The organism is Lactobacillus sp. UMNPBX4, assembly GCF_002554115.1.
Lineage (GTDB): Bacteria > Bacillota > Bacilli > Lactobacillales > Lactobacillaceae > Lactobacillus > Lactobacillus gallinarum.
Genome location: NZ_PCZF01000031.1, coordinates 1 through 21,357, shown reverse-complemented (window position 1 = coordinate 21,357; position 21,357 = coordinate 1). Strand labels below are relative to the sequence as shown.

Here is a 21,357-nt window from a genome sequence, read left to right as displayed (position 1 = left end):
TAGGTTCATCTAATAATAATAATTTAGGATTTCCTAGAAGTGCACGTGCAATGTGCATTCTTTGTTTCATTCCTTTAGAGAAAAATTGTACCTTTTTATTCATGTCATTACTTAAACTAACTAAATCAAGTACACGTTCTATTTCCGCTTTTTGCTTACGATAAGGTATTTTAGCCAAATCTGCAAAATATGAGAGATTCTGTTTAGCTGTAGCTCGACCGTAAAAGCCCAAGTCCCCACCAAAGGAAACTCCAATATTATCACGTAACCTGGTCTTAATAATATTCTGACCACCGACAATCACTGAGCCAGATGTGGGTAATAAATAACCGCCTACAATAGAGACAATAGTAGTTTTACCAGCACCGTTGGGGCCCAATAAGGCAGCAATTTCACCTTTTTTAATATTAAAAGAAACATCGTCTAACGCTACAAATTTTTTTCCATTGTCATGATATACTTTTCGTAAATTTTGAATAGAGAGATAATTTGTCATTTATTTTCTGCTTCCTATATTTTCCTTCTTAAAAGATTTATCTAAAATCAATTGCGCCTCAGCTTTAGCCTCTTCTTTCATGCCTAATTTTATATAGCAACTAATCAGCATTTCTCTAGAAGCTTTTACTCCATCGAAGTTTCCAATATCTGCATGTTCATTAAGAGCTTCTTTAGATGTCATCAATGCATCATGATAATTTTTTAATAAATATTGAGTATAAGCCAAAATACTACATGCTTCAGCAACGTAACCTTTAGAATAAATTCTTACATGCTCTAAATTATTAATTGCAATATGGTAAGCTAATTTATAATCATGTTTTTGAATTTCTAATTGAACTAAATTAATAGCTACTTGTCCCTTATATCGTTCCGCTTGGCTTTTTCCTTTTATACTAGAACAAGTGGAAACATACTTATTAATTCTATCAGTTGCATTTACTAGTAGAGTTTTAGCCATTACTAATGAAAAACTATTTGGCTCCATTACAACTGCTAAACCCAACATATTATCGAATAATGCCATATACAGATCTTTATCTTTGGATCTAGGAATTTCTTTAGATATCAAAGTATATAGTAATTCTTGAGCGCCTTCATAATCATGAAATCTTTTAAGCTTAGTTATTATCAATCTATGGTAAGCTGTAATTACATGATTAATATCTCCTGCTCTCTGAATTGCCTTAGAAAAATATAAGTATGAATCTTTAGAGCCTTTACTTGCACATACAGTTCCACTATATATTAATGCATTATATGTTCCATGCTTTAGAATTTCACTTTTTCTTCTAGATACTATGTCAAAAACTGCATCAAAATTACCTGTTAACAAGATACAGGCATCCATAATATAAGGTAATAATCCTATCTCAGCTTGTAACATATCTGAAACCAGTTTATCGTATGATGGTATTTTTACATTTATTTTTTTAGTATTCCACTCCACAAATTCTCTAGGACTTGTTGTAAACCTCACACCTAAATCATTTAAAAAGAAAGGACTCCGTGAAGATCTGTCTCTTACCGAAGTCCCTTCTAATAATTTTTTAGATATGTTAAGTCGTTCGAGAAAAGCAGAATCTATTTTTTTATCAAATTTAGGAATTGATAAAATTTGATTTATAAAATCTTCTAAATACATCTTTTCTCCCTTAACTATCATTAAGCACCATGATTCCAAGTTTGCATTGGACCAGCAAGCATTACTTTAGCATCTTTCATCTTTGAAGTTGCTTCATCAATAATCTTTTCTAAAGTCATATTTTTCATCTCCTTCCAATTAAACTACAGACGTTATTTTATAATTACAGGTAACACCCAAATCATTGATAATGTCCCCTTTCCTTAAGAACAATTATATTATCATTCATATTTATGCTCTCGACTCATTAGTTTCGTCACACGAAACTATATTTTCCAAGATATTACTCTATTGCCGTATCCCCACATAATAAGTTGATCTTTTATTTGTTTTGCTTTCATCTTATTTCCTTCAAACATATACTTAAAGAAGAAACCTGCAATTCTATAAAACATATAGTGACTTCTACAATCCAACTTTTCTAAATAATCTAGACATTTTGTAATATTAGTTTCATTTCTATAACCATAATCGTAGCAGTAATATAGATAATTATTACAAATAATAGCTATTCTCTCGATCATTCTTTCTGAGGCATTATTATTTGAATATTGTTTTAATATTTGACTTATACAATTATTTAATTGTTTTTCAGTGAAGACTTGCATGCAGTTACCAAATAATCTTAGTGCATCAATATCTCCTAACCAAGTATCATGCCTTGTAAATTCTTTTATTATATCCTCTTTTATTCCTACACTTAATTCATCTAATTGTCCTCGAAAAGCTGCTATAGCTACAATGATTCTATACTTAAACACCTTATTACCTGGCAATTTAAGCACTTCTTGCAAACAATTTTCTATTTCATTTTTATCAGAGGTATTAAAAGCTATCCTTACCTTATTTTCAAGTTCTTCAGCTCTTTTCTCATTTTCTGAAATATACTCGTTTTTAATTAGCTCCAAAAAACTGTCTACATCGATATGGTGTGCAAACAAGATTTTAAATAAACTTTCTGCAGAAATGCCTTCTATTCCTCGTTCAATCTTAGAATAATGACTTTTATGAATAATTCCTTGGATCATTTCATCTTGTGTCAATCCTAGACGAATTCTTTGGTGTTTTAACGCTTCACCGATAGTCATCTTTCATCCCTCCAATTTAACTTCAACTATACTATCTTTTTAATTTTCTCTCCATACAAAAACGCCTTGCCCGAAAGCAAAGCGTTTTTTAGCATAAGCAATTTTAAATTTACCTTAACCCTTATCTGCACCAGCAGTAATTCCGTTAACGTAGAACTTCTGCATGAAGACAAACAAGATAGTAATAGGGATAGCGATGATTACACACCCTGCAACGAATTGTGCGAAGTATGCAGTCGCATTACCTTTGGCTGTGTGCACCATGTTGTACAAACCATAAGCAACAGTATAAGTCTTAGCATTTCCTGAAGTTGAAAGAATAATACCTGAGAAAATGAAGTCTGTCCATGGAGCGATGAATGCAGTCAAAGCGGTGTAAACGATCATTGGCTTTGAAAGTGGCAAACCAATGTGTAAGAACACTTGCCACTTAGTAGCACCATCAATTTCAGCAGCTTCGTCAATTGATCTAGGAATAGTATCAAAGAAACCTTTAGCAACGTAGAAGCCAAGTCCGGCACCACCAACATAAACAAGTAACAAACCGAAGAGGTTTAACATGTTCAAGCCTTTTAAGATGTAGTACAAAGCGATCATAGACATGAAGCCTGGGAACATCCCTAAAACCAAAGCAATTTGCAAAAATGGTTTTCTAAACTTAAAGCGAAGTCGTGACAGAACATAGGCAACTGAAATAGTTAAGAATGTCGAAATAACCATCGAGAGAAGAGAAACAATTAATGTGTTAATGATCCAGTTACCGAATGGGTATTGCGGATTAGTAAAAATACCAACATAGTTCTGCAACGTGAATTGTTCTGGCCAGAAGGTCGAAACGAATCCAGTATCATTGTATGAAAAACTTGCTAAGACGATCCACACAATTGGTAAAATCCAGATAATAGCAAGTAATGCTAAGAGGATATACCGAAAGATTAATGAGAGCCGTCTTTGATTTGAATATGACTTCATGTCTAGCCCTCCTTATAAGCGTTAGTGTGGCGATATGCAATCAGCGAGACGACCGCACTAATAATGAAGATTAAGATACCTAGTACAGCTGACGCGTTATAACGCTGTTCCTGACCGAACGTCAAGTTATACAGCCACGTTACCAGCAAGTCAGTCGACCCGGCTCCGTTATACTTACTGTTCATTGGTGCACCACCCGTCAGCAAGAAGATAACGTTGAAGTTGTTGATGTTACCAATGAATTGTTGAATAAGTGAAGGTGCCATAACGAATAGAATTTGTGGGAAAGTGATTGAGCGGAAAATTTGTGCAGCGTTGGCACCATCGATCTTGGCAGCTTCAATTTGATCTTCTGGCAAGTTTTGAATAATTGCAGTTGAAACCAACATTGAAACTGGGATACCGATCCACATATTAACAAGGATAACGGTGATTCTAGCTACTAATGGAGAAGCTTGGTTATCAATGAAGTGAATTGGCGAACTAATCCAGTGTAAGTTCATCAAAATATTGTTCAAAGCACCTTGGTAGTCTAAGAACTGAGCCATCATCAAAAGTGAAACGAATTGAGGAACAGCCCAAATAATTACAAAGACTGTTCTCCAAAAGGCCTTATACTTAATGCCTTTGGATTCAATCAACATTGCAAGCAAAACACCAAAGAAGAAAGTAGTAGCAGTTGCAGCTACGGCCCAAATCAAGGTCCAGCCCAATACTGGGAAGAAAGTACCAGCTAAGTCACCACTCAACACATTACCGAATGCTTGGAACCCTGTCCAAGAAAAGGCGATTGGGTGCTGACGATCATAGTTAGTAAATGCCATTGAAATCATGAAGACTGTTGGCAAAACTGTGAAGAATAGGATACCCAATAATGGAATAACCATCAAGGTTGCGTGTAACCGAGTATCAAGCAAACTCTTAAGTTCTTCAACGTTAGTTGGAATATGGTCCCCATCACGCTTCAAAATATAATTATGTCTAGTTGAGCGTAAGTTGACAATGTATAGATAAATGATTGCTACACATAAGATCAAGGCCAATACACCGAATAACAAAATCAAAACTGAGTTTGATGGTTGCTTGGTTACATAAACGCCTTGTGCGGCATCATAAACAACTTTTTTGGTTTTAATAGTACCTAATGTAGCTAATGAATTTAAAGTAGGGATACCACTGAGGATAAACCAAACAATAAAGATAATTTCTGAAAGTAAGAATGAAATACCTTTTACCCATTGTTTGTTTGCCAAGGCGTTACTACCCATAATGAAGAATGATAACTTGGTAGCAATATCGCCTTTAGACCATACTTCGCGATATGTTGCTTTAGGAGCTACATGCTTTTTCTTTAGAAACATAACTTCTCCCCTTCTTAGGCAAAAAGGTTGGAATTAACGGCCAACCTTTGCTTATGCTTTAAGAAATACTATTTAAAATTATTTCTTAGAAATATCTTTTTGCAACTTAGCAAGCTTTGCCTTGTATTGTGCTGGCTTGATCTTGCCGTCGTAAGTACCACTGATAAGTGGAGCTGCTTCGTTCCAGAATGTTGCCATTTGTGGAAGCATTGGTTGCAATACTGAGTTACCTGGCTTAGCCATTTCAATTACAGATTCAGCAACTGGGTCACTCTTAACAGCGCTTGAGTTTACAGCAGCCTTAAGTACAGGAATTTGACCAGCTTCCTTGTGGGCAATTAATTGAGCTTCCTTGTTAGTGATGTAAGCAGCTAAATCTGAAGCGGCCTTAGCATTCTTGGTGTGTGAGTTAACTGCGAAGCCTTCGATACCAAGGAATGCTTCCATTTGTACGTTCTTACCACCAACGTCAATCTTAGGATACTTAGCAACTGCGAAGTTCTTGCCCAAGATCTTCTTAATGTTAGCTGCATTCCATGGACCATCAAGAATAGCTTGTGCGTTACCCTTCTTTAATTGGTTCAAAGCGTTTGAAGTTTGCATTACGCCCTTGTTGTTCTTTTGAGCTGCGTACCACTTCAATGCGTTTACACCGTTAGTTGAGTTAAATGTTGAACCCTTAAGATCTTCACCGTTGTCACCGTAAAGCTTTGTACCTGCTGAGAACATTACTGGCCACATTACGTATGCGTTAGTAAAGTCAGTAGCTACAACACCCTTAGAAGTTAAAGTCTTCCAGTCCTTAACGTCGTTTGCAGAAAGCTTAGACTTATTGTAGTAAATGGTTTGAGCTTGTTGTGCGTATGGGAATGCGTAAATCTTGCCCTTCCAAGTTACACCCTTTGAAGCAACATCAATGTAGTTTGCCTTAATGTCTTTAGTTGCTGAAGGTGAAAGTGGGTTAATGTAACCAGCTTCAGCCATTTGACCTAATTGGTCGTTAGGAACTTCAAATACATCAGCAGCCTTTGATGGGTCCTTACCAACGTCAGTCTTAGCGTTAGCTGAACCGTTAGGACTTTGAACAACACGAACCTTGATGTTCTTATTCTTCTTAGTAAAGTCCTTTGCAATTTGCTTGTAGTAAGGAACTTGTTCAGTATCTACCCAAAGAGTTAAGTTAGCTTTCTTTGAGCTAGAGTTATTACTACTTGATGAATCTGATGAACCGTTTGAACATGCTGCAAGTGACATTGCTGCAAGAACAGCGGCACTACCTAAAGCCATTTTCTTCCAAATTTTCATAACTTTTCCTCCTAAAAAAATCAAAACAATAAATAATTCTTAACAACAGTAGCCTTTGCTACTTATGGTTGTAAGCTTTAATAAATTAAATTAGTTAACGATTGCCTTGGTGCTGTCTTTATCAAAGAAGTGAGCCTTGTTAACATCGAAGCCCATCTTTACTTTGTCACCAGGCTTGTGATAATCACGTGAATTTACAATTGCAGTAAATTCAGTTCCATCAACTTCTTGGTGAAGTTGAATGGTTGCACCCAGAAGTTCTGAAACAACAACGTTTGATTCAATTACTGAATCTGGCCAAGTTTCCATAAATGCTTCTTCTGAGTGAATGTCTTCTGGACGAATACCAAAGACAAGATCTTTATCGTTATATCCTTTCTCGTTAAGCATCTTAGCTTTACCTTGAGGAATACCGATGTTCAAACCTTTACCATCTGAAATTCGACCGTCCTTATAGTGAACATCGAAGAAGTTCATTTGAGGAGAACCAATGAATCCAGCAACGAACATGTTAACTGGCTTGTTGTAAACCTCAAGTGGGGTACCGATTTGCTCTACTCGACCAACAGACATAACAACAACTCTGTCGGCCAAGGTCATAGCTTCAGTCTGGTCGTGAGTAACATAAATAGTAGTGGTACCCAATTCTTGGTGAAGCTTGGCAATTTCGGTACGCATCGTTACACGTAATTTTGCATCCAAGTTTGATAATGGTTCGTCCATTAAGAAAATAGGAGCTGCACGAACGATTGCACGTCCTAAGGCTACACGCTGACGTTGACCACCTGATAAAGCACCTGGTTTTTTATCCAAATATTCTTCAAGACCCAACATCTTAGCGGCTTTCTTAACTTTTTCATCGATTTCAGCCTTAGGCGTGTGACGAAGCTTAAGTCCAAAAGCCATGTTGTCGTAAATAGTCATATGTGGATACAAAGCATAGTTCTGGAAAACCATCGCAATGTGTCTGTCTTTTGGAGCAACATCATTCATTACCTTGTGATCAATTTCCAAAGTACCTTTACTGATGTCTTCAAGTCCTGCGACCATTCTTAATGTAGTTGACTTACCACAACCTGATGGACCAACGAAAACGATGAATTCCTTATCTTTAATATGTAAGTCAAAGTCATTTACAGAATATCTATCATTACCTTGATACTTTTTGTAAATATGGTTTAAATCAACCTCAACCATTGTTTTCCCTACTCTCTAACTTTTATTTTTCATTAAAAACTTTTTCAATCTCACTAAGTTTCAAATCTGCAGTTGTTGGTACGATGTAGTCAGCTTCTTTTAAAAGTTCCTTATCACCAATACCAACTGCAAATTGACCAGCGGCTTTAATTGATTCCACACCAGCTTTAGCATCTTCAAAACTAATTACTTCATCAGCCTTAAGCCCTGCAATTTCTTGTGCTTTTTCATAAATTTCAGGATCTGGCTTACCGTGATGCAATGTGGCAGGATCAACGATGCCATCGAATTCATCCATAATGCCTAATCTGGTCAAAATCTTAGGTGCATTCTTAGAAGCTGAAGCAATTACCATCTTAAGGTTTTGCTTTTTAGCATCTGCCAAAAGTTCTGGAATTCCTGGCAAGATATCCTTTGGTGTCATTGTTTCAACTTGCTCAACGAACTTGGAATTCTTTTCTGCAGCGAATTTTTCTTTTTCAGCTTCAGTATATTTATCTTCTTGACCACCATATTTCAGAATCAATTCCAATGAATCCATTCTTGAAATACCACGTAAGCTATCAAGTTGAGCATCGTTTAAAGTAATGCCTAATTCTTTTGCCAAGTTGTTCCAAGCTGTTAAGTGAAACTTAGCTGAATTGGTTAAAACACCATCTAAATCAAACAATAATCCTTTAAGCATTCTGGGTTTCACCTTCTTCAAGAGTAAATTTCTTTCCCTTAACTACAACATCTAAGTCTTCACCTTTATGTAAAGTAATCTTAGTTTCCTTATGATCTACATAAACTTCAATCAAGCGACCGCGGTAGTTAATCTTAAAGCCATAGTGATCCCACTTATCAGGAACAAATGGATCAAATTTCAATTGATCATGATCATAACGCATCCCTGCGAAACCTTGAACAATTGCAAGCCATGAACCACTCATTGAGGTGATGTGCAAACCATCAACCGTATCGTTGTTATAGTTATCAAGGTCTAAGCGAGCAGTTCTTTCATAAAGCTCAACGGCCTTCTTTTGCTTGCCAAGTTCTGCAGCCAAAATTGAGTGAATACATGGTGACAGTGAACTTTCGTGAACTGTTAATGGTTCATAGAAGTCGAAGTTCTTTTCCTTTTCTTCCTTGGTGTATTGATCATTTAAGAAGTAGATACCTTGTAAAACATCGGCTTGTTTAATAAATGGTGATCTCAAGATCTTGTCCCATGACCAGTGTTGGTTAATTGGACGTTGATCTTCAATTTCACTAACTGGACGAATGTCTTTGTCTAAGAAATCATCTTGTTGTAAGAAGATGCCGCGTTCCTTATCTTCTGGAAGGTACATGTTATCTACGATGTCTTGCCATTTAGCCTTTTCTTCGTCAGTTACGCGAACTCTTTCTTGAGCTTCCTTAGTAGCAAGTGGCAAACGTTCCAAAGTGTATTTGAGAAGCCATCTTGCCATGGTGTTGGTGAACCAGTTGTTGTTAACGTTGTTTTCGTATTCGTTAGGACCGGTTACACCGTGCATAACGTACTTGTTACGCCACTTGGACCAGTGAACTCTGGCTGCCCAGAATCTAGCAGTTCCAACTAAGACGTCCATACCTTCGTTCTTAACGTAACTATCATCACCAGTGTAATCAGTGTACATAGCGATTGCGTGTGGAATGTCTGCGTTACGGTGAATTTCTTCAAAAGTAATTTCCCATTCGTTGTGACATTCAATTCCGTTAAATGTAACCATTGGGAACAATGCACCTGGTAAGCCTTGCTCTTTAGCGTTGTGGTAAGCACCTGGTAATTGATCGTGACGATATTGAAGAAGTGCTCTTGTAACGCTTGGATCAGTTACACATAAGTACATTGGAACGATGTAAGCTTCTGTGTCCCAGTAAGTAGCACCACCGTATTTTTCACCGGTAAAGCCTTTAGGACCTACGTTTAAGCGTTCATCTTCACCGTAGTAAGTCATAAACAATTGACAAATGTTAAAGCGAATACCTTGTTGAGCGGCATCATCACCTGCAATAACAACATCTGATTTGTCCCAACGCTTCTTCCATACAGCTTCATGATCAGCTAAGTTTTCGTCAAATGACTTAGATTGAAGTTTCTTCATCAAGTCATTTGCTACATCGGCTTGATCTTGATCCTTAACGTCACGGCTAGTTACTACAATGACATCTTTTTCAAGTTCATAACTTTCATTTTCAGCTAATTCAACTGATAGCTTTTCACTTAACTTCGCACTTTCAGTTGAGACATCGCCTTGAACAATTTCACCGTTGTGACGCAAGCTTTGCTTAAGCAAAACAGTGAATTGAGGAACATCATAAGGATTTTCTTTAGTCTTGACTTGAATTGTTCTAGCTTTTTCATCTTCACCTAGTGGCAACCAGAAACGTTCATCATAGTTACTATCTTCATTAACAACTGTGCCATCTAATGTAGAATCAAAATCAATCTTAGCGTGACCTTCAAGCACTGTAGCCTTTACTTGAATCAGAGCAGCTTCTTTTTGAACGATATGAAGGAAACGCTTAAATTCAAATTTAACTTTGGCATCTTTTCCTTCGTAAATAAAACTTCTTGTAAGAAGGCCTTGATGCATATCAAGAGATAATTCAAAGTCATCAAATTTGACTTTGGCTAAGTCTAGTTTTTCACCATTAATGGTAATGCCAATGCCAATAAAGCTTGGTGCGTTAGGTGTTTTACCGAAATATTTAGGATATCCGTTCTTCCACCAACCCACACGAGTCTTATCTGGGAACCAAACACCTGCAAGATATGTACCTTGTAAGCTATCACCAGAATAGCCTTCTTCAAAGTTTCCTCTCATACCCATATAATCATTACCGATTGCAGTCATGCTTTCCTGTAATCGTTTATTTTCTGGATCGAAATTATGAGTAATGACCTTCCAAGGATCAATTTCAAAAATTCGTTTCATATACTTTATATCTCCCACAAAATTAAGTGCTCTTTTGTTTACGCTTTCATTATCCTTAAATTGAAAGCGGTTTACAATATCAAAACCATTGTTACCGGTATCAGAATTTGTTAATAAAAAAAGAAGATAGTTCTTAATCTATCCTCTTTTCGTACACTTATTAAAAGTAATTTTTAATCAACCGTGATTACAAAGCCTTTTGGAGCTAATACTCCATTTTGATAATCTTGACTAAATGAATTTTTACAATCAATTTTTACATCATGATCCGTGGTGTTAAAGTACGCTTTAACAGATTCCATTCCGTTTCTATCTACCTCAATCAGGCCATTTTCTGTTACATGTAACTTAATTGTCCCTTTACCGAAGGTTTCATCATGATCTAAACGGAACTTAATCAATTCATGAACTCTTTGCCAAACAGGACCATCTTCCTTTGACCAATCCATTGGTTTACGACAATCTGGATCATTGCCACCTGTCATTCCCATTTCAGTACCGTAGTAAATACATGGACTGCCTTTTTGCACAAATTCAAAGGTTAATGCCTGCAAAGCCAAGTCTTGGTCGCCATTAGCCACTGTTAAAATTCTGGCAGTATCATGTGAATCAAGCATATTCATCATCGCTGCATTAGTTGAATCACGATACTTCATGAGTTGATCAGTTAAACGCTTAGTCATTTGATCAGCCGTCAATTTATGCTTAAAGAAATGATCTTCAATTTGCAAAGTATATGGATAATTCATAACGCCAGTAAATTCATCCCCATTAAGCCATGGACGAGCTGAGTGCCAAACTTCACCAACAATGTAAAAGTCTGGCTTGATATCAGTTACTGCCTTATGGAACTTCTTCCAGAAATGATGATCTACCTCGTTGGCAACATCCAAGCGCCAAGCATCAATATCAAAATACTTCACCCAGTACGTAGCTATCTCAAGCAAGAAATCTTGTACTTCAGGGTTAGCAGTATTTAATTTAGGCATGTGCTTTTCAAATGCGAAAGTATCAAACTGCGGATTTCCTTCACCTTGCAATGGATCATGGTACGGTTCAACTGGATACTCATTAATGTGGAACCAGTTAGCAAAACGAGAACTTGGACCATTTTTAACCACGTCTTGCCACTGCATTGATTGATCACCTAAGTGGTTAAATACCGCATCCAGCATGACTTTCATGCCACGTGCATGGGCCTCATTAACTACTTTGGCAAACAAGTCTTTATCACCAAATTCTGGATCGATTTGCAAATAATCAATCGTGTCATATTTATGGTTGGAGCTTGCTTTAAAAACAGGACAGAAGTATAAGCCATTTACTCCAAGTTTTTTCAAATAATCCAAATGGTCTAATACCCCTTGCAAGTCACCACCATAAAAGTCTTCTCGACCAGGATGATCTTCGGGATTCCAAGGCTTCACATTTTTAGGATCATTAGATTTATCACCATTGGCAAAGCGTTCTGGGAAAATCTGATACCACACGGTATGTCTAACCCATTCCGGTGTTTTAACCATATCAATATCATGGCAATATGGAACCTTAAAATATGAGCCATCTTCCATTAAGGCTGTCTCTACATCGCTGCTGATTGCTCTGTCACCTACAACAACGCTGGTGCCATCGCTACCAATTACTTCAAAAGTATACTTTAAACGGTGAAATGGTGCTTCAAGGGTAGCTCCCCAGTGATCCTCAACTTGACCTTCACCAATCTTAGTCATTTCAATGGTTTTAGCTTGGTTCAATGGTAAATAGTTATCGCAATAATGCACAATAACTTTTTCAATATCATTCTTTGCGCTATGAAAACGAACACGAACATGAGTCGCATCAATTACAAAGCTGTCTTCACTTTCAGTTCTGTGTTTTAATGCTGCTAATTGCATGTTTTAATTCTCCTTTTTCAACACAACACCTGCATAAGGCATCAAAGTTAATTTCCCGTTAGTTAATTGATATTCTCCTGCTTTTAATTTTTCTTCCGTATATCCTTGTGGAATCTCTACTGTAATCTTTTCATTGCTTAATGAAACTGCCACGATTGCACTCTCATCGCTTAAATCACGCTGGTAAATATAACTATTTTTATCAGTTGGAAGCATATAGTAGTCGCCATCTTGGAATAAGCTTTCTTTTTTAAGGGCGATCATCTTTTTATAAAAAGTAAACATGCTAATATCTGAATTTACTTCACTAGCAACTGAAACATGTTTTTCAACAATCCCGTTAATCCAAGGAGTTCCTTCAGTAAAACCATAATTTTTAGTGTCATTCCACGGCATTGGACCGCGAGCTGGCAACTTATGCGTTTCACTTACCATCGTCATTGCATCTTCTCTACTGATACCTGCCTGTTCTGCTTTTTTAATCCATGGTGCCACCGTCTGATCTTCAAATTGATCAACACTAGTAAAATGCAAATTCTTTAAGCCTAATTCTTCGCCATAATAGATAACTGGAATCCCGTGCTGCAAATACATCAAGATAGCCAAACTTTTAGCTTGGGTTGGCGTCTTCGCCACTCTGGTAGCCAGTCTAGCCATGTCATGATTATTCCAGTAAAGAGTTGGCTGAGAAACACCTGCTAAGGTCTGTTGCCAAACAACTTGATTTTGCTTAAAGGCCGTAAAATCAATACCCTTAGGTTGATATTGCTCAGGATAGCGCTTATCTACTTTTGACTCATCATCAGTAAAGTAACGAAAAGTTATAACACTATCCATCAAATGATTACGCTTATTAGTGTAATCAACGGCCAAATTTACGCTTGCACTTGCAGCTTCGCCTAATAGCAAGGCGTCTGGATAATCTTGCTTAATCTTTTCACAAAACGGCCGCATCCATTCCTGAACTTGAGGCAAGTTGGCAAAAAATGGTTCGGCAATAACCGGTTTGTCATCACCAACTTTATTAGGATAATTTTGTCTCAAATCTGCTTTGCCAATATGAATAAACGCATCAAGCCGCAGACCATCAATCCCCTTTTTTAGCCAAAATTCAGCTACTTCAAGCATGGCGTGGCGCACTTCAGGATTTTGCCAATTAAGGTCCGGCATACGCTTATCAAACAAATGGAAATATGATTGACCAGTTCCTGCTGGATCAGGCTCCCAAACGCTGCCACCAAAGAAACTACCCCAATTGTTAGGGCGCTTGCCATCATGACCTGCAAAAATGTAATAATCACGATACAGACTATCAGGATTCTTAATTGCATCTTGGAACCATGGATGCTGATCTGAAGTGTGATTTAAGACAAAATCCATAATAAGATGAATGCCAGCTTCATGAAGTTCTTTAATTAAGTTCTCCATGTCTTCCATTGTTCCCATATGTGGATCAATAGCAAAATAGTTTGAAACATCATAGCCATTATCTACTTGTGGTGAAACAAAAATAGGATTAAGCCAAACGGCATTAACCCCTAAATTTTGCAAGTATGGTATTCTCTTCCGAATACCATTTAGGTCGCCAATACCGTCATCATTACTATCTTGAAAAGACTTAGGATAAATTTGATAAATAATTGCGTGATCATACCAATGTGCCATAATTTTTCCTCCATGCATAGTTTAGTTGATATAAGAAACCGTTTTCAATATGTATAGAGATGTTACCGGTATCAAAAAAGCATATCTTGCGATATGCTTTATCTTTTAATTATTATTTATTATCTCGTAAGTTTAATGACTTCACGAGCGATCATTACTTCCTCATTAGTTGGTACAATCAAAGCTTTAACTTTAGAATCTGGCTTTGAAATAAATTTTTCACCATCAGTTCTGTTAGCTTCAAAGTCAGCCTTTAAGCCTAAATATTTCAAAGAAGACATAATGCCTGCACGAATTCCGGGATCATGTTCACCAATACCGGCCGTAAAGACAATACCGTCTACACCATCCATTTCTGCAGCATAAGCACCAACATAGCGAACTACCCGATTAATGTAAATACGACGAGCTAACTTGGCTCTTGGTTCATCACTTTCAATCAAATCACGCATATCTGATGAAACGCCTGAAATACCTAACAACCCTGATTCTTGATTCAACATATCAATTGCTTGATCAATATCCATACCAGTCTTATGCATCAAGTATTGCAAAGCCGATGGATCAAAGTCACCGCTTCGAGTCCCCATCGTCACCCCAGTTAATGGACTAAAGCCCATCGAAGTATCATATGATTTGCCATTCTTAACTGCAGTGATTGATGAACCTGATCCTAAATGGCAAACAATTAAACGAGCGATGTTAATATTTTTATGCATCATCTTAGCGGCACGAGGGGCAACATAACGTACAGAAGTGCCATGTGCACCATATTTACGCACTGCGTAATCCTTATAATACTTGTACGGAATAGAATATAAATAATGAACATCATCAAGAGTGTGGTGATATGCCGTATCAAAAACGGCAACCTGTGGAACGTTAGGCAGAATACTCATAAAAGCTTTAATTCCTTCTGTTTCAGGACCATTATGCAAAGGTGCTAATTGAGCAATCCGTTCAAGTTTGTGTAAATTATGATTATCAATGACTACAGAATTAGGAAATACTTCTCCACCGTTAACGATTCGGTGCCCTACTCCTTTAATTTCACTTAATTTCTCTACAACATGATATTTCTTTAAACAGTCAATCAATAAGCTTACTGCATCCCTTTGCGTAGGAATCGACATATTTTTAATATATTCGTTACTGTTAGCCAATTTTATTTTAAAAATCGAATTTGGCATACCTACACGTTCTGCTCCGCCTTTTGCAATTACTTCTTCGCTAGGAAAAGAAAAGAGCTTATATTTAAAAGAAGAACTACCAGAATTGATTGCTAAAACTTTTTTCATAATATCGTGACCTCTGTTTTATTCGATGTATCTATAACTTATCTCTTATTTTTAAGTATAGCGCTTTCATTGCAGAGATGGAAAAATTTTGAAATTAAAAAATCACATCGATGTGAAAATCAATGCGATTTTATTATCTAGTAGTCTCTCGTCTAATCAATTCTGGCTTAAGCATAACTTCACCTTGTGGGGAACCAGATTGAGCAATTTTTTGCAATAACATACTTGCTAGCATTTCACCCATCTTAAAAATAGGCTGCTTAATTGTAGTTAACTTAGGATTAGAAACTTGGTCCAAAAAGACACCATCAAAGCCAATCACACCAAAATCTTCCGGAATCCGAGCGCCCTCAGCTTGCAGCTGCCGGACAACGCCTACCGCAATTCGATCACTAGCACAGACAAAACAAGTATCTTTTTTAAACCCTTTAAAATGCTCATGAATCACATCTTGGGCGGCATGACTGTGGTTAGAAACCCGATAAATCTGCGGAATTAATTGGTGCTGTTGCAAAGTATTGATATAACCAGCTTCACGCGAATACTCAAATGGCTCTTTAATATCAATTCCGATAAAAATAATGCGCTTATATAAGCGATCCAATGCATACTGTGTTGCCATCTTCTCGGCAGTTTGATTATCTGTATCAATAAAATCATATCCGCGGTGATTTTCACCAAATAATACGAATGGCTTATCCAGCTTATCGAACATATCATAATCTTTATTCCGCGCACCTGTAATCAAATAACCATCGGCACGACCTTTTTCAATTTGGCTGGGATCAGTTACTAACTGCATGGCGTATTGCTTAGTATTCAATCCTCGAGCAAAGCCAAAAAGCAGGTTCATGTAATAAGGTTCTGTTGTATCGATATCTTCCAGAGTAACAAATTTAACCACGTTAGAACGATTATTGACTAAAGCCTGCGCGATAGAATTTGGATGATAGTTTAAAGACTCCATCGCCTTTTCAACCATGGCACGCAATTCTGGCGTTACTTGTTCAGGGTGGTTGATTACCCGTGATACCGTCATTTTTGACACATTTGCTTCTTTAGCTACATCTGATAAAGTAGTCATATTATTCCTATTCTAAGTACATCTTTCTAAATCTATCTAGATCTTTTTGACTAAAACCAAGCTCTTTTTTGAAGAAGTTATCAAAACTGCCCCAGCCTTTACGGATAGTTTCGGTAATGCCGCGGATAGCTGGTCCTTCTCCTTTGGTCAGGTTCATTTTAGAAACCATTTTTGCAATCTGATTATCATCAGGGTATTGCTTGGCTAATGCAAAATTGTACAGTTCATTCGTCAACAAATAGTCTTGCGCAATCGTATCATCATCTACGCCAAGAGCAGTCAAAATCAGAGCTGACGTCATACCAGTTCTGTCTTTCCCTGCACTACAGTGATAAACCAAGGCATCTTCTTCTGGAAGCTCAATCAGCTCCGCAAAAATCTTGGCAAACATATGCTGGCTATGAGTATTGAGCAAAACTTGTTGATATATTTCACCCAAATAGTTATCACCCATATCGGGAACATGATGAATGAAACGGTAAAGCTTATTGTCACCCTTGTTTTCCTTACGGTTTTCAGAATAAATATGCGCATCCACGTAACGCACATTAGGCCATTGCCTATCTGGAGCTGCGTTTTGCTCATACTTTGAACGTAAATCGATATCAACTGTAATCCGGCGATCAGCTAGCTTTTGCTCATCTTCATCAGATAAAGAGCTAAGCGAATCAGAACGATATATTTTATTCCACTTTACATGTTGACCTTTATCATTCTTATAACCGCCGATATCTCTAAAATTAAGCGGTCCATCTAAAGCAAGTATTCTATCATGCTCCATTTTGCTTACCCTTTCTTTGCAAAAGTATTAATATATTATATTTTATTATACATCGCTAATCATGTGCAAAAACTTGCGTTGCCTTGATTGCACGCTGCCAGCCTGAATATAGTTTATTTCTTTCTGCTTCATGCATCTTAGGCTCAAAGGCTTGCCCAATCTTGAAAATATGCTTTAACTCATCCGTATTTTTCCAATAATCAACGGCAAGACCTGCCAAAAATGCGGCGCCCAAACTAGTAGTTTCTAGTGTTTTAGCCCGTTCGATCTTGATATTTAAAATATCTGCCTGGAACTGCATTAAATAGTTGTTGTTACTTGCGCCGCCATCAACTCGCAGGTTCGGGATCTTAATACCAGAGTCTTTTTGCATCGTATCAACAACATCACGAGTTTGATAAGCAAGGGATTGCAACGTGGCTTTGATAATATCCTTATCTGTTGTTCCACGTGTAACACCGAAGATTGAGCCACGAGTCTCCGCATCCCAATATGGTGCGCCTAACCCAGTGAAGGCAGGGACAACGTAAACCTCGTTCTCTGATGTCGACTCAAGCGCTGCTTGTTCAGAGTCTGGCGCATGCTTAATCAACTTCATCGAATCGCGTAGCCATTGAATTGCACTACCAGCCACAAAGATTGATCCTTCTAAAGCATAAGTAATCTTACCATTAATGCTATAACCAATGGTCGTTAACAGATTATTGTTAGAGTCTGTTGGCTTGTCCCCTGTGTTCATCACAATAAAGGCACCGGTGCCATATGTGTTTTTCACCATTCCTGGTTTCAAAGCTAGTTGACCAAATAAGGCTGCCTGTTGGTCACCGGCCATCCCAGCAATTGGCACTTGTCCACCAAAGAACATATATGACGCTGTTTCACCATAAATCTCTGAATTCGAGCGCACCTCAGGCAACATTTGCTTAGGAATATTGAGCAAATGCAAAATATCGTCATCCCACTTGAGCGTGTGAATATTAAACAGCATGGTCCGTGAAGCATTAGTGTAATCAGTCACGTGTTTAGCACCATCAGTTAACTTCCAAACTAGCCAACTATCAATCGTGCCAAAAAGCAACTTTCCCTGTTCAGCTTTTTCTTGCGCGCCAGGTACATGATCAAGAATCCAGCGAATCTTAGTTGCACTGAAGTATGGGTCAATAATTAAGCCTGTTTTTTGACGAATTTCATCACTATAGCCTTCTTTTTTTAATTTTTCAGCTAATTCTGTTGTCTGCCGTGACTGCCAAACGATTGCATGATAAATTGGCTCACCTGTATCCTTGTCCCAAACAACGGTCGTTTCACGTTGGTTGGTAATGCCAATTGCGGCAATTTGATTAGGCCAAATGCCCGAATTAATAAAAGCATTGGCAATTGTCGTTTGGACCGCCATCCAGATTTTATTAGCGTCATGCTCAACCCAGCCAGGCTCTGGGAAATATTGGTGAAATTCTTTTTGGGCAGAAGCAACTTCACGTCCATCATGGTCAAAAATAATTGCTCTAGTAGAGGTGGTTCCTTCATCGATTGCTAAAATATATTTTTCTGTCATAGTTATTCTCTTTTCTGCAAAAGCGCTTTCTTATAATATTACTGTTTTTCTAATGCAGATTCTAGCAGTTAATGTAATAGATACGGTATAATTTTTATAAGGATTTTTTAAGGAGGGCATTTTAATGGAAAAAAATCAAAAAATTGCGGTAACAATTGCGGGTAACGATAGTGATGGTAGTGCAGGAATGCCAGCAGATTTGCATTCATTCTATGCACGGGGCGTTTATGGCATGGGGCTGATGACCGCGGCTGTAGCTGGTAATACAAAAGGAATTTTTGCCCAACAAATTATGCCGCTTGATTTTATCCAAAAGCAATTCGATGTGTTAAACGACGACTTCAAGATTAATGCGACTAAGACAGGGATGCTGGCTAACAAGGAAATTATCGATTGCGTTGCCGATAATCTTGAAAAATACGACATGGGTAAAATCGTGCTTGATCCCGTCATCATCACTAAGCACGGTGCCACCCTACTTGACGATGATGCCTACCAGACCTTCTTAGACAGATTATTGCCGCTAGCCGATGTAATTACGCCTAACTTTTATGAACAACAAAAGCTAACTGGCTTGAAGCTAAATAATAAGAAAGAAATTCACGCAGGCGCTAAAAAACTACAAGAGATGGGTGCTAAAAATGTCTTGATGAAGGGACGTCATGACTCAGATAATCAGACTGAAGTAACTGATATTTTGTTGACTGAAGATGGCGCATTTCACGAATTTACCAAGCCTTTCTTTAAGACTGATCGCGTGAATGGCACAGGTGATACTCTCTCCGCAGTTATTGCGGCAGAATTAGCTAAGGGAAAGTCTGTAATTGATGCTATAAAAATTGGTAAGGACTTTACTTACGCTGCAATTTCTCACCCAATTGATGTTGGTTCAAAATGGGGTCCGATCAATCACTTGGCTGCACAGGAAGAAAATAGATAGAAAAAATACCGAAGCTCAGATTTTGAACTTCGGTGTTTTTATGTCTGTTTTCAATTAAATCATTGCTGTGTAGAGATACAGTATTACACAAATAATGAACGCTATTACGTATCCCATGATTATGCTAATAACCCAATGAATATGATGATGTTGCATCCAAGTAGCTAGCCAGTCGCCCAGGACTAGACAATATGATCCTACCAGCCAGTAATTGATCTTTTTCTGATTAATTGCTGGTAATGGCAAGATTAAGATTATTATCAGTGTTACAGCTAAAATGTATTTTAGAGCTTGATAAAGTTTGGGACTTAGTAATGATTCACGCAATTTATTTTACCTTGTTTCTTCTAAATCATATATTCGATTTCCATTAATTTTTGGATTTACTTATTTCTTATAGCTCTTAATGATCCAAAATATACCAAGCATAATAAAAAAGATCGATAATACTACTAGTTGCATAACTGGTTTATATCTAAGAAAGCATGAATCTATTAGAAATACCACACCAACAGTAATAATTGCTATTCCAGATATTTTACTTTCTTTTTTCATAATAATTATTGTAACAGCAATTAGGATTACTACTGTAGTTACAATGGAAGCAACGTCGACTTGCATTAACTTAAGTTTTTCCTTCCATCTAAGTCTTCAACTATTATTTTAAATCATGTAAGTTCTCCTGCGATTGACTTTGTATCATATTTGTTACAAAGTCTTACTCAAGCCAATTGGCAATCATATTTCCATATCCTATTTTCCTAAGCTCTTGTTTAATCTCTTTTGCTTTGTCCATTTGATCTAAAAATAATGCTTTCATATAAAACACTTCAATTCTATAAATCATCAAGTGAAACGACTCAGTAGCATCAATAATATATTCCATCGCGTCATCAATATGATCAAAATGTGTAGTTTTCTTATGAACCTTTCTGTCGTAACAAACCACCAGATAATTTTCTAGCAATCTTAAATATCTTTCAGTCGTTAACTCTGAAAGCTCAGATTTTTTTGCAAAATCAAGCAAGCGCCCAATTAAAAAGTCCAATTCGTCTTGTGGCCACATCGGCATCGTATTAGCCAATAATCGCAGTAGGTCTGGTCGCTCAAGCCAATTATTCCCTCCATCAAACTCAGCTTTTATCTTCGTCCTGATTTCTACATCAATCTTGTCAGTTTCACCCTTAAAATATGCCGAAGTAATTAATGCTCGCAACTTCAAAACCTCATTATTAGATGAATTCATTATCTGCTGACAATACTTATCCAAAGCTTCAGTATCTTTTGCACTAACTGCTAGATTCATTTTAAATTCAAATTGCTTCTCAACTTTTCGTTCTTCTGACGTATAATCATCTTGAATAAGATCACAAAACTCTACTAGATCAACTTGATGCTCAAGCAATATTTTAAATAAGCTCTCCGCATTTATGCGATTTTTGCCACTTTCAATCCTTGCGTAAAAAGGACGACTAAGGATCCCAGCACACATTTGATCCTGTGTTAGTCCTAATTTTATTCTTTCTTTGCGTAGTGCTTCTGCTATAAAAAATGTAAGCAAATGTATGACTATGTTTTATTTTCATACATTTTGGACTATTCGTGCTTTCCATTTCTCTTACCAACGTCTAC

General features: G+C 37.2%; 17 protein-coding genes. 1 reads left to right on the top strand and 16 read right to left on the bottom strand.

Going from position 1 to position 21,357, the window contains the following annotated elements:
- From CP355_RS06935 to glpK, 15 genes are all read right to left on the bottom strand, one after another.
- The coding region (locus CP355_RS06935; RefSeq protein WP_098044204.1) for an ATP-binding cassette domain-containing protein at positions 1 to 496 on the bottom strand (496 nt) is incomplete at its 3' end.
- On the bottom strand, positions 497 to 1,642 hold the full coding sequence (locus CP355_RS06930) for a hypothetical protein (protein ID WP_025006262.1): 1,146 nt from the start codon (positions 1,640 to 1,642) through the stop codon (positions 497 to 499).
- A 266-nt stretch (positions 1,643 to 1,908) separates the two neighbouring features.
- Positions 1,909 to 2,730, bottom strand: coding sequence for a helix-turn-helix domain-containing protein (locus tag CP355_RS06925; protein ID WP_098036729.1), 822 nt, complete (start codon positions 2,728 to 2,730; stop codon positions 1,909 to 1,911).
- Positions 2,731 to 2,844: 114 nt separating this feature from the next.
- A complete protein-coding gene (locus tag CP355_RS06920) occupies positions 2,845 to 3,702 on the bottom strand; it encodes a sugar ABC transporter permease (RefSeq protein ID WP_025006263.1) in 858 nt (285 codons plus the stop codon).
- 2 nt (positions 3,703 to 3,704) lie between these two features.
- Positions 3,705 to 5,063 carry a carbohydrate ABC transporter permease gene (locus CP355_RS06915; protein WP_098044203.1) on the bottom strand — a complete coding sequence of 453 codons (1,359 nt, stop codon included), beginning with the start codon at positions 5,061 to 5,063 and terminating at the stop codon, positions 3,705 to 3,707.
- 78 nt (positions 5,064 to 5,141) lie between these two features.
- Positions 5,142 to 6,368 carry an extracellular solute-binding protein gene (locus CP355_RS06910; protein WP_098044202.1) on the bottom strand — a complete coding sequence of 409 codons (1,227 nt, stop codon included), beginning with the start codon at positions 6,366 to 6,368 and terminating at the stop codon, positions 5,142 to 5,144.
- A 90-nt stretch (positions 6,369 to 6,458) separates the two neighbouring features.
- On the bottom strand, positions 6,459 to 7,565 hold the full coding sequence (locus CP355_RS06905) for an ABC transporter ATP-binding protein (protein WP_098044201.1): 1,107 nt from the start codon (positions 7,563 to 7,565) through the stop codon (positions 6,459 to 6,461).
- Positions 7,566 to 7,587: 22 nt separating this feature from the next.
- Positions 7,588 to 8,250, bottom strand: coding sequence for a beta-phosphoglucomutase (gene pgmB, locus CP355_RS06900; protein ID WP_025006267.1), 663 nt, complete (start codon positions 8,248 to 8,250; stop codon positions 7,588 to 7,590).
- Positions 8,243 to 10,507: a glycoside hydrolase family 65 protein gene (locus tag CP355_RS06895; protein WP_098044200.1), complete on the bottom strand. Its 2,265-nt coding sequence runs from the start codon at positions 10,505 to 10,507 to the stop codon at positions 8,243 to 8,245. The genes pgmB and CP355_RS06895 overlap by 8 nt, the downstream gene beginning before the upstream one ends.
- A 173-nt stretch (positions 10,508 to 10,680) precedes the next feature.
- Complete coding sequence (locus tag CP355_RS06890; protein WP_098044199.1) at positions 10,681 to 12,402, bottom strand: glycoside hydrolase family 13 protein; 1,722 nt, start codon at positions 12,400 to 12,402, stop codon at positions 10,681 to 10,683.
- 3 nt (positions 12,403 to 12,405) lie between these two features.
- The gene (locus CP355_RS06885; RefSeq protein ID WP_098044198.1) at positions 12,406 to 14,067 is read right to left on the bottom strand and encodes an alpha-glucosidase; all 1,662 of its coding nucleotides are present in this window, start codon (positions 14,065 to 14,067) and stop codon (positions 12,406 to 12,408) included.
- A gap of 119 nt (positions 14,068 to 14,186) precedes the next feature.
- A complete protein-coding gene (locus tag CP355_RS06880) occupies positions 14,187 to 15,365 on the bottom strand; it encodes an acetate/propionate family kinase (protein ID WP_098044197.1) in 1,179 nt (392 codons plus the stop codon).
- Between the two features lie 133 nt (positions 15,366 to 15,498).
- Entirely contained in the window at positions 15,499 to 16,449 is a 951-nt protein-coding gene (locus tag CP355_RS06875; RefSeq protein ID WP_098044196.1) for a LacI family DNA-binding transcriptional regulator, read from the bottom strand.
- A 7-nt stretch (positions 16,450 to 16,456) separates the two neighbouring features.
- A complete protein-coding gene (locus CP355_RS06870; RefSeq protein ID WP_098044195.1) occupies positions 16,457 to 17,230 on the bottom strand; it encodes a tyrosine-protein phosphatase in 774 nt (257 codons plus the stop codon).
- Positions 17,231 to 17,285: 55 nt separating this feature from the next.
- Positions 17,286 to 18,785 carry a glycerol kinase GlpK gene (gene glpK / locus CP355_RS06865; RefSeq protein WP_098044194.1) on the bottom strand — a complete coding sequence of 500 codons (1,500 nt, stop codon included), beginning with the start codon at positions 18,783 to 18,785 and terminating at the stop codon, positions 17,286 to 17,288.
- 124 nt (positions 18,786 to 18,909) lie between these two features.
- On the opposite strand from glpK, the gene thiD reads away from it, so the two are divergent.
- Positions 18,910 to 19,725, top strand: a complete 816-nt coding sequence (thiD, locus tag CP355_RS06860) for a bifunctional hydroxymethylpyrimidine kinase/phosphomethylpyrimidine kinase (RefSeq protein ID WP_057727003.1) — start codon at positions 18,910 to 18,912, stop codon at positions 19,723 to 19,725.
- A gap of 718 nt (positions 19,726 to 20,443) precedes the next feature.
- Here thiD and CP355_RS06845 read toward each other — a convergent pair.
- On the bottom strand, positions 20,444 to 21,286 hold the full coding sequence (locus CP355_RS06845) for a helix-turn-helix domain-containing protein (RefSeq protein WP_255405090.1): 843 nt from the start codon (positions 21,284 to 21,286) through the stop codon (positions 20,444 to 20,446).
- Positions 21,287 to 21,357: the final 71 nt, after the last annotated feature.